This is a genomic window from Pseudomonas sp. microsymbiont 2 (assembly GCF_054788395.1).
The window spans coordinates 2,331,416-2,346,990 of sequence record NZ_CM139112.1; the positions used below are offsets into that span (position 1 = coordinate 2,331,416).

General features: G+C 64.6%; 14 protein-coding genes. 8 read left to right on the forward strand and 6 right to left on the reverse strand.

Annotated features, from left to right (window positions below; genetic code table 11):
• Positions 1 to 41 precede the first annotated feature (41 nt).
• The 3 genes from ACYUME_RS10690 to ACYUME_RS10700 form a co-directional block, all read right to left on the reverse strand.
• A complete protein-coding gene (locus ACYUME_RS10690; protein WP_460415301.1) occupies positions 42 to 992 on the reverse strand; it encodes an IS110 family transposase in 951 nt (316 codons plus the stop codon).
• 340 nt (positions 993 to 1,332) lie between these two features.
• Positions 1,333 to 1,536, reverse strand: coding sequence for a tautomerase family protein (locus ACYUME_RS10695; protein ID WP_279885819.1), 204 nt, complete (start codon positions 1,534 to 1,536; stop codon positions 1,333 to 1,335).
• A 16-nt stretch (positions 1,537 to 1,552) separates the two neighbouring features.
• The gene (locus ACYUME_RS10700; RefSeq protein WP_279885817.1) at positions 1,553 to 2,287 is read right to left on the reverse strand and encodes an SDR family NAD(P)-dependent oxidoreductase; all 735 of its coding nucleotides are present in this window, start codon (positions 2,285 to 2,287) and stop codon (positions 1,553 to 1,555) included.
• 111 nt (positions 2,288 to 2,398) lie between these two features.
• On the opposite strand from ACYUME_RS10700, the gene ACYUME_RS10705 reads away from it, so the two are divergent.
• The 4 genes from ACYUME_RS10705 (at position 2,399) to ACYUME_RS10720 (ending at position 5,637) form a co-directional block, all read left to right on the forward strand.
• A complete protein-coding gene (locus ACYUME_RS10705) occupies positions 2,399 to 3,319 on the forward strand; it encodes a LysR family transcriptional regulator (RefSeq protein ID WP_460418824.1) in 921 nt (306 codons plus the stop codon).
• Positions 3,320 to 3,423: 104 nt separating this feature from the next.
• The gene (locus ACYUME_RS10710) at positions 3,424 to 3,693 is read left to right on the forward strand and encodes a hypothetical protein (protein WP_279885813.1); all 270 of its coding nucleotides are present in this window, start codon (positions 3,424 to 3,426) and stop codon (positions 3,691 to 3,693) included.
• Positions 3,694 to 3,958: 265 nt separating this feature from the next.
• On the forward strand, positions 3,959 to 4,657 hold the full coding sequence (locus ACYUME_RS10715; RefSeq protein WP_460418825.1) for an MOSC domain-containing protein: 699 nt from the start codon (positions 3,959 to 3,961) through the stop codon (positions 4,655 to 4,657).
• A 38-nt stretch (positions 4,658 to 4,695) separates the two neighbouring features.
• A complete protein-coding gene (locus tag ACYUME_RS10720) occupies positions 4,696 to 5,637 on the forward strand; it encodes a 5'-nucleotidase (RefSeq protein WP_460418826.1) in 942 nt (313 codons plus the stop codon).
• Here the strand turns inward: ACYUME_RS10720 and ACYUME_RS10725 are convergent.
• Together ACYUME_RS10725 and ppnN are read right to left on the reverse strand one after the other, a co-directional pair.
• Positions 5,634 to 6,284: a TIGR04211 family SH3 domain-containing protein gene (locus ACYUME_RS10725; RefSeq protein ID WP_460418827.1), complete on the reverse strand. Its 651-nt coding sequence runs from the start codon at positions 6,282 to 6,284 to the stop codon at positions 5,634 to 5,636. The two genes, ACYUME_RS10720 and ACYUME_RS10725, sit on opposite strands and share 4 nt — an antisense overlap.
• A gap of 235 nt (positions 6,285 to 6,519) precedes the next feature.
• The gene (ppnN, locus tag ACYUME_RS10730) at positions 6,520 to 7,893 is read right to left on the reverse strand and encodes a nucleotide 5'-monophosphate nucleosidase PpnN (RefSeq protein ID WP_460418828.1); all 1,374 of its coding nucleotides are present in this window, start codon (positions 7,891 to 7,893) and stop codon (positions 6,520 to 6,522) included.
• A 207-nt stretch (positions 7,894 to 8,100) separates the two neighbouring features.
• On the opposite strand from ppnN, the gene ACYUME_RS10735 reads away from it, so the two are divergent.
• The 4 genes from ACYUME_RS10735 (at position 8,101) to katG (ending at position 13,938) form a co-directional block, all read left to right on the forward strand.
• A complete protein-coding gene (locus ACYUME_RS10735) occupies positions 8,101 to 8,811 on the forward strand; it encodes a YebC/PmpR family DNA-binding transcriptional regulator (RefSeq protein ID WP_028688730.1) in 711 nt (236 codons plus the stop codon).
• Positions 8,812 to 8,897: 86 nt separating this feature from the next.
• Entirely contained in the window at positions 8,898 to 9,842 is a 945-nt protein-coding gene (locus tag ACYUME_RS10740) for a LysR family transcriptional regulator (RefSeq protein WP_279885803.1), read from the forward strand.
• 139 nt (positions 9,843 to 9,981) lie between these two features.
• Positions 9,982 to 11,394, forward strand: coding sequence for a DOPA decarboxylase (locus ACYUME_RS10745; protein WP_460418829.1), 1,413 nt, complete (start codon positions 9,982 to 9,984; stop codon positions 11,392 to 11,394).
• Positions 11,395 to 11,709: 315 nt separating this feature from the next.
• A complete protein-coding gene (gene katG / locus ACYUME_RS10750; protein WP_460418830.1) occupies positions 11,710 to 13,938 on the forward strand; it encodes a catalase/peroxidase HPI in 2,229 nt (742 codons plus the stop codon).
• 115 nt (positions 13,939 to 14,053) lie between these two features.
• On the opposite strand, the gene ACYUME_RS10755 is transcribed toward katG, so the two are convergent.
• Positions 14,054 to 15,388, reverse strand: coding sequence for an MFS transporter (locus ACYUME_RS10755; protein WP_460418831.1), 1,335 nt, complete (start codon positions 15,386 to 15,388; stop codon positions 14,054 to 14,056).
• Positions 15,389 to 15,575 lie beyond the last annotated feature (187 nt).

Sequence of the window (15,575 nt, forward strand, 5' to 3'; positions counted from 1 at the left end):
GGGCAAACCCGCTTCCACGCTGATCGCGCAGCGTTCTGGATTTACGTTGTACTTTCAGGTTGCGGCAGCACCAGGTCGCGCCATGATGTGCCCGTTCTGAGCATGGCATTTAGCCGTACGATGAAAGTCCTCATGCAGGCCACGATAGCAACCTTGGGAAGCTTCCCCCGCTCGCGCAGTGACTCATAACGCGCCTTGAGTGCTGGGTTGTACTTCATCGCCACAATGCATGCCATGTACAGCGATCGCCTGACCGCAAATCGCCCACCAGAGATAGAACGCTTGCCCACGGACTTCCCGCTGTCGTGGTTGAAGGGCGCGACCCCGACCAGGGAGGCAATTTCTCTGGATTCAACCCGACCTAGCTCCGGCAGCAGCGCTATTAATTTGCCCGCTGTCACCATCCCAATGCCTTTCACTGTGATCAGCTGGGCAACCCGTTCGTCGTTCAGCATCGCGGTTTGCTGTTCGATCTCGCACTCAACCAGTTTGATCTGCGTCTTGAAGTGCTTCAGGTTGGCATTCAGGTAGTTAGCGACTGCAGTCGATTGCACCTGCTTCAGGCGTCGCAGGTCGTCATCTCGTTGTTGAACCAACCGATCACGTTGCTGAAGCAGCTCTCGCAGAAGCGCTCGTTCTGGGCTGACTCGCAGAGAGGGTTGATCTGGAATGACTTCGGCATAGTGCGCCAGAACTTCGGCGTCGATGGCGTCGGTCTTGGCCTTGATGCCCAAAGAGTCAGCGAATGACCTGGCCCGCCTGGGATTGACGCGTATGACCTTGTAGCCAGCGTCCTGTAGAAAACGCATGACATCTCGCTCGTAGCCACCCGTTGCCTCTAGCAGGACGCGCTTGATACTGAGCTTGCGAAGGCTCTTCAGTAGCACCTCAAAGCCTCTCGGATCATTGCTGATATGCAGTTTGATGCCCTGGGGCCGCACCGCAGCATCGAGCGAGATACTGGATACATCGATACCCAAGAAGGAAGCCATCACCAAAACCTCCTAAACTCAACACAGTGAGAGGACTTTGGCTTGGCCCACGCTTGTGATTCGAGATCAGAGCCGCATCCAACTGTTCGGGCTCTCGCCAAAGTGGAACGGTGAATGGCAGCTTGTGCTCCCACGCGTGCTCAAGGCACCTGCGGCATTCAGCTCTTGCCATTCACCGCTCTCACTCCAGATTCTAATCCCACCTCAAGACACAAGCGGCTTTAGCCGCGAACACCGGCGAAGCCGGTGCCTCTCACCGCGTCGCTTGCTTCGCGGCTAAAGCCGCTCCCACAGGGTATGCGCCAGCCGCTCGATCCCCGTTCATGTCGTGGGAGTGGGTTTACCGCTCGCGCTTTCGCAACTCCGTCACCGTCTCCCCACCCACTCCCCAGTTGTCGGTCGGCACCTCCTCGATCACCACGAAGGTGCTGGCCGGTGGTTTGTTCAACACCTGCTCCAGCAGCCGGGTGGTGCCTTCGATCAGCTGGCGCTTGTGTTCGGCGGTGACGCCTTCATCGGTCACGCGGATATGGACGTAGGGCATCGCGATTCTCCAGGTTTCAGTGCCAGGTGCCGGCGGTGCTGCCACCGTCGACCGGCAGGATGACGCCGCTGACGTAGCGCGCGTCGGTCAGGTATAGCACGGCATCCACCACATCCTCGGGCTTGCCTGTGCGTCCGCTCGGCGATAGCGCGCCCAGGCCCTCGGCACCTTCGCCGTGCAGCGGGGTGTCGATGATGCCGGGCGCCACGGCATTGACCTGCACGCCGCTGCTCGCCAGCTCCAGGGCCAGGCCCTTGACCGCCTGGTTCAGGCCGCCCTTGACCAGTACCGGCAGCAGTGCCGGGACCCGGGTGTCCGGTTGCATCGCCACCGAGGCGGTGATGGCGACGATATGCCCGTGGCCCTGGGCCTTCATCACCCGTGCCGCGGCCTGGGCAGGGTAGAAGAAACCCTTGAGGTTGGTGCCGACCAGAGCGTCGACATCGGCCTCGGTGTAGTCGGTGACCGGCTTTGGAATGAAGATTCCCGCATTGTTGACCAGGATATCGACCTGGCCGAAGGTCTCCATGGCCACGCCGAACAGCCGCTCTGCGGTGGCCTTCTCGGCGATGTCGCCGGCCACGCCGATGAAGCCGCGCGGATTGCCGAGGCGGGCGGCGGCTTCGGCCAGGCGAGCCTCGGTGCGGGCATTGCCGACCACGTTGTCGCCGCGCTCGAGGAACGCCTTGGCGAGGGCGAAGCCCAGGCCGCTGGAGGCGCCGGTGATGATGACGGTGCGTGCTGTGCTCATGCTGTGAACTCCGGTTGATCGTGGGTGGAGCCACTTTAGGCCGCAACGCTCGCTTGAAAAATACGGCGCATGGCATTTCAATCGATACATCATGTAATTAATGGAGTCGCCATGACCCGTCATTTCGACGATCTGCAATTGGGCAGCCTGGAGTTGTTCTGTCTTGCCGCTGATGCTGGCAGCTTTACCGAGGCCGCCAATCAGGCGGGCGTCACCCCGGCGGCGGTGAGTCGCTCGGTGGGCCGTCTGGAGGAGCGCCTGGGCGTGCGTCTGTTCGTGCGCACCACTCGACAGATGCGCCTGTCCGAGGCCGGCCAGGCCTATTACCAGCAGTGCCGCGAAGCCCTGGGGCAATTGGTCGAGGCCGAGCGCCAGGTCGCCGGTGGCCAGCTCCAGCCCAGCGGTCGCCTGCGTCTCAGTGCTCCCACGCCCTATGCCCACTACCGGCTGTTGCCGATGTTGCCGCGTTTTCAGCAGCACTATCCGCAGGTGCAGGTGGACGTGCATGTGAGCAATCGCAACGTCGATTTCTTCGAGGAAAACTTCGACCTGGCGATTCGCGGGCGAGCGCCAGCCGATTCGCGTCTGGTCGCACGGCGCCTCGAAGAGGCCGAGTTGGTGATCGTGGGCAGTCCGGATTATCTGGCCCGCTGCGGAACGCCGCGCACGCTCGACGATCTGGCCGGGCACCAGTGCATTCAGTTCGAGATGCCCAGCAGCGGTCGACGCCCGCCCTGGAGTTTTCGCCGTGAGGGCGAGGTGGTGGAGCTCGATACCCTGGGCGCGTTCACCTGCCAGGGCGACTTCCTCGCCACCACCACCCTGGCGCTCCATGGGGGCGGGTTGATGCAGGCCTATCGCTTTACCGTGCAGGACGCCCTGGACAGCGGCGAGCTGGTCGAGGTGCTGGCCGAGCATGGCGGGACCTCGCGGCCCTTCATGCTGATCTACCCGCAAGCTCGGCACATGCCCTCGCGGGTGCGGGCGTTCATCGACTTCCTGCTGGCCGAGACGTCGCTACCGTTGGGCTGAAGCCGCGCGCGGCATGCGCTGGAGGGCTATTCTCCTTGCTGCTGGGCCGACCCGCAGTCCGGCTCGCACTCCAGTAGTCAGGCTGTTTCCCAGGAGAACACTCCATGAAATCCATGACACTGCTAGTGATTGCTTCCGTGTTGAGTTTCGCTGCCCACGCCGAAGACAGCGCGGCAACCAACTGTGACGCCAAGATCAAAGACCTGGAATACATCAGCAAGACCGATGGCCAGGCGCTGCATGGCGGCATGGCGCACGACTACCATGAGCTGCTCAAGGAGGCCAAGGGTGCCCAGGCCAACGGTGACATGAAGACCTGCCAGGCGTCCGCCGACCGCGCCAAGACCATCTACAACAAGGCGCGAGGCAAGTAGCGATCGGCACGCATGTGCCAGAGGGGCGAGCCTGTGGGGTTACGTTTACGGGATTGACGTTGCGGGGCCGGTAGTTGGGGGCGTGGGAGCGGGCTTGCCCCGCGATGCCCTCTGTAGCCAGCACCGGCTGGCCGGGACTTCGCCCCGGATCGCGGGGCAAGCCCGCTCCCACAAGCGTTTCCCACAGGCTCGCCCCCACGCGTCTGCCTTGGGCCTGCCAGCGTGCTGGTGTAAGCTCGCTCGGTCCCTTGCGTGAGACCGCCGTATGCATCTGCCCAACCTACGCCTCGACAGCCTGCTTACCGGCATCGCCCGGCCTTTCACCCGTCCCGGTTCGCACAGCGCCATCGACAAGCAGCCCCGACAAGGGCCGCTGGCGGTGACGCTCCTCGGTATCGCTGGCGACGAGCAGGGCGATCTACGCGTGCATGGTGGCGTGGAAAAAGCCATTCATCACTATCCCCGCGATCACTACAGCGATTGGGCCGCCGAACTCGGCGCGCATCCCTTGCTGGCAAAGCCCGGTGCCTTTGGCGAGAACTTCAGCAGCAGCGGCTGGCGCGAGGCGGATGTCTGCCTGGGCGATCGCATTCGCGCGGGCACGGCGTTGCTCGAGATTTCCCAGGGGCGCATGCCGTGCTGGAAGCTCAACGACCGTTTCGATGTGGCGCAGATGGCGCTGCGGGTACAGCAAAGCGGGCGCACCGGTTGGTACTACCGGGTGCTGGAGGAGGGCACGGTCGCTGCGGGTGACATCTTGCAGCTGGTCGAGCGGCCCCATGCACAGTGGTCGGTGGCCCGGCTGTCGGCGGTGCTGTTCGACAAGCGCCTGGAGCCTGAGCTGTTGCGCGAATGCCTGGCGCTGCCGCTGGTGCCGAACTGGCGGCGGACCCTGGAAAAACGCCTGGAGCAGCGCCAGGTCGAGGACTGGACGTCACGGTTGCAGGGTCGCACTGACGCCTGACGAACACACTCAGGACCAAAATAGGAAGAGATCAGGCAATGCCTTATGAATTGAAGGACCGTTTAGTAATTGGCGTCGCCTCGAGCGCAGTGTTTGACCTAAAAGAGTCAGATGCTGTTTTCAAGAAGAAAGGGGAGGAGCAGTACCGGAAGTACCAGCGGAAGAACCTGAACGTACCGCTGGAGAAGGGAATTGCATTCCCATTTATCCGGCGCCTCTTGGCCCTGAACGATCTGTGTGAGAACCCGGACGACCCTCTGGTTGAGGTGGTGCTCCTGTCGCAGAACGATCCCGACACTGGCCTACGGGTAATGAAAACCATCGAGCATTACGAGTTGAACATGACTCGGGCAATTTTCATGCAAGGCAAGTCACCCTATGAGTACATCCCCGCATTGAATATTGCGCTCTTCCTGTCAGCTGAGAAGAAGGATGTGAAAGCAGCGATTCAGGCTGGACACCCAGCGGGCCGTGTTCTCGACTCACAGTTCGAGGATAACGAAAACGATCCCAGTCTACGTATCGCGTTCGATTTCGATGGCGTATTGGTCGGTGATGAATCCGAGACGGTAATGCAACGAGATGGCCTGAGAAGCTTCCACGCTCATGAGGTTTTGAATGTCGCACAACCTCATAATCCAGGGCCGTTGAAAGAGTTTTTCGTCCGTATCGCCAAGATCCAAAAGGCCGAAGAGCGTCACAAGCTCAAACACCCGAAATATATCAACCGCTTGCGTGTTTCCATCGTTACCGCGCGCAATGCACCGTCCCACGAGCGAGCACTTAATACCCTCAAGAGTTGGGGTGTCATGGCCAATGACGCGTTCTTCCTGGGCGGCATCGAGAAGCGCCGGGTCTTGCAGGTGCTAAAGCCGCATATCTTCTTCGAGGATCATCCCGCGCACTTGAAGGGCTCCCGCACCGTGGTGCCCTCCGTGCACATCCCCTTTGGCGTCACCAACCAGCCTAAGCGGGCTTAGAACCAGCGGTCGTTACGCTTGCGACCCCGCGTCAGCGCCGGCAGGATCAGCCCCACCAGCAGCCCGGCGCCGGCGATGCTGCCGCCATAGACCATGTAGCGCATCATCACCTGCTTGTTCTCGTCACCGAGCCGCGCCTGGGTGTCGCGCAGGCTCGATTGCACCTGTTCGAGCTGTTCGTTCAAGGCTTTGTTGCGGGTTTCCAGCTCGTCGATCAGCGCCTTGCGCGAGTCGAGGGTCTCCTGCATGCCCTGCACACGGTTCTTCCAGCTGTCGTCGATGGTCTTGAGCTGGCCGGACAGCTCGGCCACCTGGGTGTCCAGCTGCGGCAGGCGCTCGCTCTGGCCCGGCACGGCCTGCAGGTCGTTGCTCAGGATCCACACCAGGTCGCCATTCTGGCCACGCACCTGGCTGTAGTTGCCCTGGCTGGTGACCAGCGAGACCCGCTGCCCGGACTTGAGCGTGCCGACGATGCGATGGCCATCGGTGGGGCCGCTGCGCACGTAGGTGCTCAGGCTGTCGCTGACCCAGCGCGCATCGCTGGCCGGCTCCTCGGCGTGGGCCGGCGCGGCGAGGGCGATCAGGGCGGCGATCAGGCCGCCACGCAGGGCGGTGAGGGCAGGGGAGGCGGGCTGGTTGTCTGGCATGCTGGTCTTCGCTGAATACGGGGACGAATGAAGGCCCGATGACTGGGCCGGCGATCCGGTCGAGTAAATTGACCGTCAGCGAAAGACCGTTTTTTTGTAGGCAGGTTCACTGCTAAAGGTGGGAAATGTCTGCGGAATGTTGCGAAATGCAGTCAACCGGTGGGAGCGGGCTTGCCCGCGATGGTGCTGCCTGGGCTGGCGCCATCGCGGGTCAAGCCCGCTCCCACCGGGATCATCAGGTCACGACCTGGTAGCAAGGCACATAGGCCGCGCCCCCCGGCAGCTTCATCCGGTGCTGGTCGACGAACGCCTGCAGCAACCGGCCCAGCGGATCGAGAATCGCCGCATCGCCGTGGATCTGGTACGGCCCGTGCTCTTCGATCAGGCGAATGCCCTTGTCCTTGACGTTGCCCGCGACGATGCCAGAGAACGCCCGGCGCAGGTTGGCCGCCAGCTCGTGGGGCGGCAGGTCGCGGCGCAGGGCCAGGTTGGCCATGTTTTCATGGGTCGGATCGAACGGGCGCTGGAAGCCTTCGTCGATCTTCAGCAGCCAGTTGAAATGGAACGCGTCGTTGCGCTCGCGACGGAACTGCTTGACCTCCTTGAGCCCTTCGACCATGTGCCGGGCCACTTCGGCCGGGTCGTCGATGATGATCTGGTAATGGCGCTGCGCCGCTTCGCCGAGGGTGGCGCCGACGAAATCGTGCAATTGCAGCAGGAACGCTTCGGCGCTGCGCGGCCCGGTGAGGATGACCGGGAACGGCAGGTCCTGGTTGTCCGGGTGCATGAGGATACCGAGCAGATAGAGGAACTCCTCGGCGGTGCCGGCGCCGCCAGGGAAGATGATGATACCGTGGCCGACGCGGACGAAGGCCTCCAGGCGCTTCTCGATGTCCGGCAGGATCACCAGTTCGTTGACGATCGGGTTGGGCGCCTCGGCGGCGATGATGCCCGGCTCGGTCAGGCCCAGGTAGCGGCTGCCGTGCATGCGCTGCTTGGCGTGGGCGATGGTGGCGCCTTTCATCGGCCCCTTCATCACGCCCGGGCCACAGCCGGTGCAGACATCCAGCTTGCGCAGGCCCAGCTCGTGGCCGACCTTCTTGGTGTATTGGTATTCCTCGCTGCTGATCGAATGACCACCCCAGCACACCACCATTTTCGGCTCGACGCCCGGGCGCAGGGTGCGGGCGTTGCGCAGCAGGTGGAAGACATAGTCGGTGAGGCCCTGGGAGCTTTCCAGGTCGATGCGCTGGCTGGCCAGCTCGCTCTCGGTGTAGACGATGTCGCGCAGGGCGCTGAACAGCATTTCGCGGGTGCTGGCGATCATCTCGCCATCGACGAAGGCGTCGGCGGGGGCGTTGAGCAGCTCCAGGCGCACGCCACGGTCCTGCTGGTGGATGCGCACCTCGAAGTCCTTGTAGGCCTCGAGGATGGTCTTGGCGTTGTCGACATGGGCGCCGGTGTTGAGGATGGCCAGGGCGCACTGGCGGAACAGGGTATAGAGGCTGCCGGTACCGACTTCGCTCAGTTGCTGGACTTCACGTTGCGACAGCGTCTCCAGGCTGCCTTTGGGGCTGACGGAGGCGTTGATGACATTGCGTTGGGGCATGTAAGTCTTTCCTGTGCGGGTAAAACATCCTTCTTGGACAACACCATACAAGCAAATGCGCGCGGCAACGAGGGGGCGGCGGAAAAAGCGGCCGGTCGGTGCCCGTGGCGTGATTTCTTGTCGATCAGGCCGGCGAGGGCGTATAAACTGCTCCCCACTTTTGGCCGGTCGCTTCCTGAACCGGCCGCGGAAACAAAGAGAGTCGATATGGGCGCACAGTGGAAAGCCAAACATAGAGAAACAGCGGCCAATGCCAAAGGCAAGATCATGGGCAAGCTGGCCAAGGAGATCCAGATCGCAGCCAAGTCGGGCGCCGACCCGGACATGAACCCGCGCCTGCGCCTGGCCATCGTCCAGGCCAAGAAAGCCTCGATGACCCGTGAGACCCTGGAGCGCGCGATCAAGAAAGGCGCGGGCCTGGACGGCGAGGCCGTGCAGTACCATGCCGTCAGCTACGAGGGCTTCGCCCCGCACCAGGTGCCGCTGATCGTCGAGTGCCTGACCGACAACATCAACCGTACCGTGGCGCAGATCCGCGTGCTGTTCCGCAAGGGCCAGCTGGGCGCCAGCGGTTCGGTGGCGTGGGACTTCAACCATGTCGGCCTGATCGAGGCCACCCCGGAAGGCGACGCCGACCCGGAAATGGCGGCCATCGAAGCCGGTGCCCAGGACTTCGAGGACGGCGAGGAAGAGGGCTCGACCCTGTTCATCACCGACACCACCGACCTGGACGCCGTGCAGAAGGCCCTGCCGGAGCATGGCTTCACCGTCACCTCGGCGAAGATCGGCTACACCCCGAAGAACCCGGTGAGCGCCGCTGGCCTGAGTGCTGAAGCCCTGGCCGAAGTCGAGGCGTTCCTCGAGGCGATCGACGAGAACGAAGACGTGCAGAACGTCTATGTCGGTCTGACTGACTGATCCGCGCGTCATCCTCGCGGGGCAACCCCACTCCCAGCACGTTTGTGGGAGCGGGCTTGCCCCGCGATCATTTCCGGACCCGTGCCATGCACCCCATCTTCGCCTCCCTCAGCCTCGCCCACCTGGGCACCCTCGACTGCCTCCTGCAACTGAAGAACCTCAGCCATGCCGCCGAGCGCCTGGGCTGTAGCCAATCGACCCTGAGCCGCCAGCTGGCCAGCCTGCGCGAGGCCTTCGACGACCCGTTGCTGGTGCGCCAGGGCCGAGGCTATGTGCTCAGCGAGCACGCCGAGGCGCTGGTCGAGCCGTTGCGTCAGGTGCTGGAGGAGCTCAACGCCCTGCGCCAGCCCGCGGCGTTCGACCCGGCGCGCTGCGAGCGACGCTTCTGCCTGGCGGCCTCCGACTACGTGGCCGAGCACATGCTGCCGCAGTTGGTGACGGTGCTGGAGCAGGAAGCGCCGGGGGTGTCGCTGGAGTACCGCACCTGGCAGGCCGGGCAGTATGCCTTGCTCGCCAGCGGCGAGATCGACCTGGCCACCACGCTGTTCGACGAGTCGCCGCCGAACCTGCACGGCCGGCTGCTGGGCGAGGATCGGGCGGTGTGCCTGATGCGCCATGACCATCCGCTGAGTGCCCGTGCCGAGCTGAGCCAGGACGACTACCTGGCCTTCAAGCACGTGCGGGTATCCGGGGGCGGCGACAAGGACAGCTTCATCGACCGTCATCTGCGCGCCCAGGGGCTGCAGCGGCGCATCAGCCTGGAGGTACCGTTCTTCAGCGCCATGGTCCAGGTGCTCGGCAATGGCCAGGCCCTGGCCACGGTGCCCGAGCACATTGCCCGGCAACTGGCGCGCCTGCACGGCCTCAGCTGGCGGCCGATGGGCTTTATCGACCACACCCAGCGCTACTGGGTGGTCTGGCACCAGCGCTTGCAGGCCTCGGCGGAGCATCGCTGGTTGCGCAACCGCGTGTTCGAGGTGTGGCGCCAGTCGCAGTTCGGCGTTCAGGGCGGGCATGCGCCTTCGCCATAGCAGCTATGCGCGAAGCGGGGTTATTCGCAAGCCGGCAGGCGCCTAGACTGCGGGCATTGTGTTGCCTGTATTGGCCCTTTCGCGGGTAAACCCGCGAAAGGGCCGGCACAGGCACCTGACAATCCACAGGAGAGCCCCCGTGACCCCCGAACAATTCCGCCAGTACGGCCACCAACTGATCGACCTGATCGCCGACTACCGCCAGAGCGTCGCCGAGCGCCCGGTCATGGCCCAGGTCGAACCCGGCTACCTCAAGGCCGCCTTGCCCGACGCGGCGCCGCAGCAGGGCGAGCCGTTCGAAGCCATCCTCGCCGACGTCGACAAACTGGTGATGCCCGGCCTGTCCCACTGGCAGCATCCGAATTTCTACGGCTATTTCCCCTCCAACGGCACGTTGTCGTCGGTGCTCGGCGATTTCCTCAGCACCGGCCTGGGCGTGCTCGGCCTGTCCTGGCAGTCGAGCCCGGCCCTGAGCGAGCTGGAGGAAACCACCCTCGACTGGCTGCGCCAGTTGCTGGGCCTGAGCACGCAGTGGAGCGGCGTGATCCAGGACACAGCCTCGACCAGCACCCTGGTGGCGCTGATCTGCGCCCGGGAGCGCGCCAGCGACCATGCCCAGGTGCGCGGCGGCCTGCAGGCCCAGGCCAGGCCGCTGATCGTCTATGTCAGCGCCCATGCCCACAGCTCGGTGGACAAGGCGGCGCTGCTGGCCGGTTTCGGTCGTGACAACATCCGCCTGATCCCCACCGACGCGCAGTTCGCCATGCGCCCTGACGCCCTGGAGGAGGCCATCGCCAAGGACCTGGTCGCCGGCAACCAGCCATGCGCCGTGGTCGCCACCACCGGCACCACCACCACCACCGCGCTGGACCCGCTGCGCGCGATCGGCGAGATCGCCCAGGCCAACCAGCTGTGGCTGCACGTCGACTCGGCCATGGCCGGCTCGGCGATGATCCTGCCTGAGTGCCGCTGGATGTGGGACGGCATCGAGCTGGCCGATTCGGTGGTGGTCAACGCACACAAATGGCTGGGCGTGGCCTTTGACTGCTCGATCTACTACGTGCGCGACCCGCAGCATCTGATCCGGGTGATGAGCACCAACCCGAGCTACCTGCAGTCGGCGGTCGATGGCGAGGTGAAGAACCTGCGCGACTGGGGCATCCCCCTGGGCCGTCGGTTCCGTGCGCTGAAACTGTGGTTCATGCTGCGCAGCGAAGGGGTCGAGGCCCTGCAGCAACGCCTGCGTCGTGACCTTGAGAACGCGCAGTGGCTGGCCGGGCAGGTCGAGGCGGCGTCGCAGTGGGAAGTACTGGCGCCGGTGCAGTTGCAGACTCTGTGCATCCGTCATCGCCCGGCGGGCCTCGAAGACGAGGCGCTGGATGCCCACACCCGCGCCTGGGCCGAGCGCCTCAACGCCTCGGGCGATGCCTACGTGACCCCGGCGACCCTCGACGGACGCTGGATGGTGCGGGTCTCGGTGGGGGCGCTGCCGACCGAGCGCGAGCATGTCGAGCGACTGTGGACCCGGTTGCAGGCGGTGGTGGCCGAGTAACACGGCAAATTCAGGTGCTGGAGCCTGTCGCGGGGCAAGCCCGCTCCCACGTATTTGTGGGGGCGGGCTTGCCCCGCGATACGTTCAGCAAGGCTGACAGAGCGAGGCTATTACCCCCCAATAGTGCCTCTATTAGACCTCTGCCCAGGCTCGACTAGTCTTTCTGCTGGTTCCGCAAAAAGCCGGTGCACAGGCGTGCCCGGTCACAACTGATGAGGAGTGGCGCGCTTTCGGGCGCGTCTGTTCCAACACCTGGCAGCGAAATACAAGAACGCCCGGAAATCTGAATTGAACCGACCCAAAAGGTAGAAGCAGATGGCGAACGAATCGAAATGCCCGTTCCATCAAACCGCAGGTGGCGGCACCACCAACCGTGACTGGTGGCCCGACCAGCTCAACCTGAAGATTCTCCATCAACATACCCGCAAGTCCGATCCGATGGACCCGGACTTCGACTATGCCAAGGCCTTCAAGAGCCTCGACTTTCAGGCCTTGAAGCGCGACCTGAACGCCCTGATGACCGACTCTCAGGACTGGTGGCCCGCTGACTTCGGTCACTATGGCCCACTGTTCATCCGCATGGCCTGGCACAGCGCCGGCACCTATCGCATCGGCGATGGTCGTGGCGGCGCTGGTGCCGGCCAGCAACGCTTCGCCCCGCTCAACAGCTGGCCCGACAACGTCAGCCTGGACAAGGCCCGGCGCCTGCTGTGGCCGATCAAGCAGAAGTACGGCAACAAGATTTCCTGGGCCGACCTGATCGTGCTCACCGGCAACGTCGCCCTGGAGTCCATGGGCTTCAAGACCTTTGGCTTCTCCGGTGGCCGCGCCGACGTGTGGGAGCCCGACGAAGACGTGTACTGGGGTTCGGAAAAGGTCTGGCTGGGTGGCGACACCCGTTACGGCAAGACCGAGGCGCCTGGCAAGGGCGACCTGGTGGCCGAGCCCTCCAAGCGCCCCGAGGAGCAGAGCCGCGACCTCGAACGCAACCTGGAAAACCCGCTGGCCGCGGTGCAGATGGGCCTGATCTATGTGAACCCCGAAGGCCCGGACGGCAACCCCGATCCGGTCGCCTCGGGCAAGGACATCCGCGAGACCTTTGGCCGCATGGCCATGAACGATGAAGAGACCGTGGCGCTGATCGCCGGTGGCCACGCCTTCGGCAAGACCCACGGTGCCGGCCCCGCCGACAATGTCGGCGCCGAGCCGGAAGCCGCGGGCCTGGAGCAGCAGGGCTTTGGCTGGCACAACAAATTCGGTACCGGCAAGGGCGGCGATACCATCACCAGTGGCCTGGAAGTGATCTGGACCTCGACTCCGACGAAGTGGAGCAACGAGTACCTCAACAACCTGTTCAACTTCGAGTGGGAACTGACCAAGAGCCCGGCCGGTGCCCACCAGTGGCGGCCGAAGGACGGCAAGGGTGCGGGGACCGTGCCCGATGCCCACGATCCCGGCAAGAAGCACGCCCCATCGATGCTCACTTCTGACCTGGCGCTGCGCTTCGACCCTATCTACGAACCCATCGCCCGGCGCTTCAAGGACAACCCCGAGCAGCTCGCCGACGCCTTCGCCCGCGCCTGGTACAAGCTGATCCACCGCGACATGGGCCCGTTGGCGCGTTATCTCGGGCCGGAAATGCCCAACGAGGAGCTGCTGTGGCAGGACCCGCTGCCCAAGTCCGGCCCTCAGCCGAGCGACGCCGATATCGCCGCGCTCAAGGCCAAGGTGCTGGCTTCGGGGCTGAGTGTCCCTGAACTGGTTTCCGCCGCCTGGGCCTCGGCCTCGACCTTCCGTGGTTCCGACAAGCGCGGTGGCGCCAACGGTGCGCGGCTGCGCCTGGCCCCGCAGAACGGCTGGACGGCGAACCAGGGCCTGGACAAGGTGCTGACGGCACTGGAGAAGATTCGCAGCGAGGGCGGTAACAAGATCTCCCTGGCCGACCTGATCGTACTGGCCGGCAGCGCGGCGGTGGAGAAGGCCGCCAAGGATGCCGGGCACAGCATCAGCGTGCCGTTCCGTCCGGGGCGTGTGGATGCCTCGCAGGAACAGACCGATGTCGAGTCGTTTGCCGTGCTCGAACCCTTGGCCGACGGTTTCCGTAACTTCACCAAGGCCCGCTACAGCGTGAAGGCCGAGAAACTCCTGTTGGACAAGGCCCAGCTACTGACCCTGACCGCGCCGGAACTGACCGTGCTGATCGGTGGCCTGCGGGTGCTGGGCGCCAACCACGGCGGTAGCAAGGACGGCGTGTTCACCGACAAGGTCGGCGTGCTCAGCAACGACTTCTTCCGCAACCTGCTGGACATGGGCGTGGAATGGAAGCCGACCTCGGCCGACAACGAAGCCTTCGAAGGCCGTGACCGCAAGACCGGGCAAGTGAAGTGGACCGCCAGCCGGGTCGACCTGGTGCTCGGCTCCCATGCCCAGTTGCGCGCGATCAGCGAGGTGTATGGCAGCAGCGACGCCAAGGAGAAGTTCGTCAAGGACTTCGTGGCGGCGTGGGTGAAAGTCATGGAGCTGGACAGGTTCGACCTAGCCTGAGGAAAGGTGTGGGAGATGTTCGTGGGAGCGGGCTTGCCCCGCGATGATGGCCTGAACGGTTGATGGCCGCATCGCGGGGCAAGCCCGCTCCCACGAAAAGCCCCAGGGCTATCACCTACAGGTCATACGACACTCCAGGCTGGTCGCTGCCTGGGGTGTCCTCATGCAATGAAGCCTGCGATGTCTCAGGCAATGCCAGCCCGCCGATCAGCGCCAGCAAGGCGATCACCACCAGGTAGAACGCCGGCGCCAGGCGGCTGCCGCTCTGCTCGATCAACCAGGTCGCCACCAGCGGCGCGGTGCCGCCGAACAGGGTATAGGCCACGTTGTAGGTGATCGCCGAGGCGGTATAGCGGCTGCGGGTAGGGAAGCATTCCGACAGCAGCGCGGCGGTGACCACGCCGCTGAGCAGCGCGCCGATCGCCAGCAGGATCACCCCCAGCAACGCCCCCGACAACGAGCCGGAACTGGCCAGCCAGTAGGCGGGGAACACCGCGATCATCACCCACAGGCAGGTGACGCCGATGGTCCGGCGCCGGCCAACCCGGTCGGAGAACGCACCGGCCAGAGGGCAGCCGGCGGCGGCGAACAGCAGCGCCACGGTCGATACCAGCAGCGCCTGGGCGCGGCTGAGCTGGCCGACCGTCTGCAGGTAGGTGGCGAAGTAGGTGGTGAACATGTAGAACGACAGCGCTGTCAGCGAAATGAACGCCCCCAGGTTGCGAATGGTCCGGCCATGGTGGCGCAGGGTGTCGCCAAGCGGTGAGTGAGCGTGGGCCTTGCCTTCGGCCACGGCCTGGCGGAACGCCGGGGTCTCCTCCATGCGCCAGCGCAGGTACAGGCCGACCAGGCCCAGGGGCGCCGCCACCAGGAACGGCACGCGCCAGCCCCAGGCGTTCATCGCCTCGGGGGAAAGGCTCGCTTCCAGGCCATAGGCGATGACCGCCGCGCAAGCGAAGGCGCTGAACGTCGAGACGGGCACGAAGCTGCCATAGAACGCGCGTCGCCCGCGGGGCGCGTGTTCCATCAGGTAGGCGCAGGCCCCGGCATATTCGCCGCCGGCGGAAAAGCCTTGCAGGCAGCGGGCGAGGGTCAGCAGCGTCGGCGCCAGCACGCCGATGCTGGCGTAGGTCGGCAGCAGGCCGATCAGCGTGGTGGAGCCGGCCATCAGCAGGATGGTCAGCGACAGGATGCGCTTGCGCCCGAGCCGGTCGCCCAGCGCGCCGAACACGATGCCGCCCAGCGGGCGCAGGGCGAACGCCACGGCGAACACGGCGAAGGTCTTGAGCAGGGCGACGCCGGGCGCTTCGCTGGCGAAGAACTGGCTGGCGATCAGCGTGGCGAGAAAACCGTAGACGGCGAAGTCGAACCACTCGACGAAGTTGCCGATGGCCGAGGCGGCGATCACCCGACGCAAGGTGGCGGGCGGGACCTCATGATCGATGGACATGAACGTGCTCTCCGATGGTCTTGGCAGCCTGGACGAATGCGGCGCGCTCGCGGGCGCCGTCGTTGTTGTCCAGCCAGTAGACAGGGGAGGCACGGCAGGTGCTTCTTCGTGGGCGACGTCGGGATACCTGATAGGGCCGCCGATCCGCCGCGAAGCAAGCCTAGTGGCGCCTGGCACCGGCGCAGCC

Bases quoted from the DNA above. Each gene is read 5' to 3' on its own strand.
- katG (WP_460418830.1), top strand. From the start codon at position 11,710: ATGGCGAACGAATCGAAATGCCCGTTCCATCAAACCGCAGGTGGCGGC.
- ACYUME_RS10710 (WP_279885813.1), top strand. From the start codon at position 3,424: ATGAAATCCATGACACTGCTAGTGATTGCTTCCGTGTTGAGTTTCGCT.
- ACYUME_RS10715 (WP_460418825.1), top strand. From the start codon at position 3,959: ATGCATCTGCCCAACCTACGCCTCGACAGCCTGCTTACCGGCATCGCC.
- ACYUME_RS10725 (WP_460418827.1), bottom strand. From the start codon at position 6,284: ATGCCAGACAACCAGCCCGCCTCCCCTGCCCTCACCGCCCTGCGTGGC.
- ACYUME_RS10700 (WP_279885817.1), bottom strand. From the start codon at position 2,287: ATGAGCACAGCACGCACCGTCATCATCACCGGCGCCTCCAGCGGCCTG.
- ACYUME_RS10755 (WP_460418831.1), bottom strand. From the start codon at position 15,388: ATGTCCATCGATCATGAGGTCCCGCCCGCCACCTTGCGTCGGGTGATC.
- ACYUME_RS10695 (WP_279885819.1), bottom strand. From the start codon at position 1,536: ATGCCCTACGTCCATATCCGCGTGACCGATGAAGGCGTCACCGCCGAA.
- ACYUME_RS10690 (WP_460415301.1), bottom strand. From the start codon at position 992: ATGGCTTCCTTCTTGGGTATCGATGTATCCAGTATCTCGCTCGATGCT.
- ACYUME_RS10740 (WP_279885803.1), top strand. From the start codon at position 8,898: ATGCACCCCATCTTCGCCTCCCTCAGCCTCGCCCACCTGGGCACCCTC.
- ACYUME_RS10720 (WP_460418826.1), top strand. From the start codon at position 4,696: ATGCCTTATGAATTGAAGGACCGTTTAGTAATTGGCGTCGCCTCGAGC.
- ppnN (WP_460418828.1), bottom strand. From the start codon at position 7,893: ATGCCCCAACGCAATGTCATCAACGCCTCCGTCAGCCCCAAAGGCAGC.
- ACYUME_RS10735 (WP_028688730.1), top strand. From the start codon at position 8,101: ATGGGCGCACAGTGGAAAGCCAAACATAGAGAAACAGCGGCCAATGCC.
- ACYUME_RS10705 (WP_460418824.1), top strand. From the start codon at position 2,399: ATGACCCGTCATTTCGACGATCTGCAATTGGGCAGCCTGGAGTTGTTC.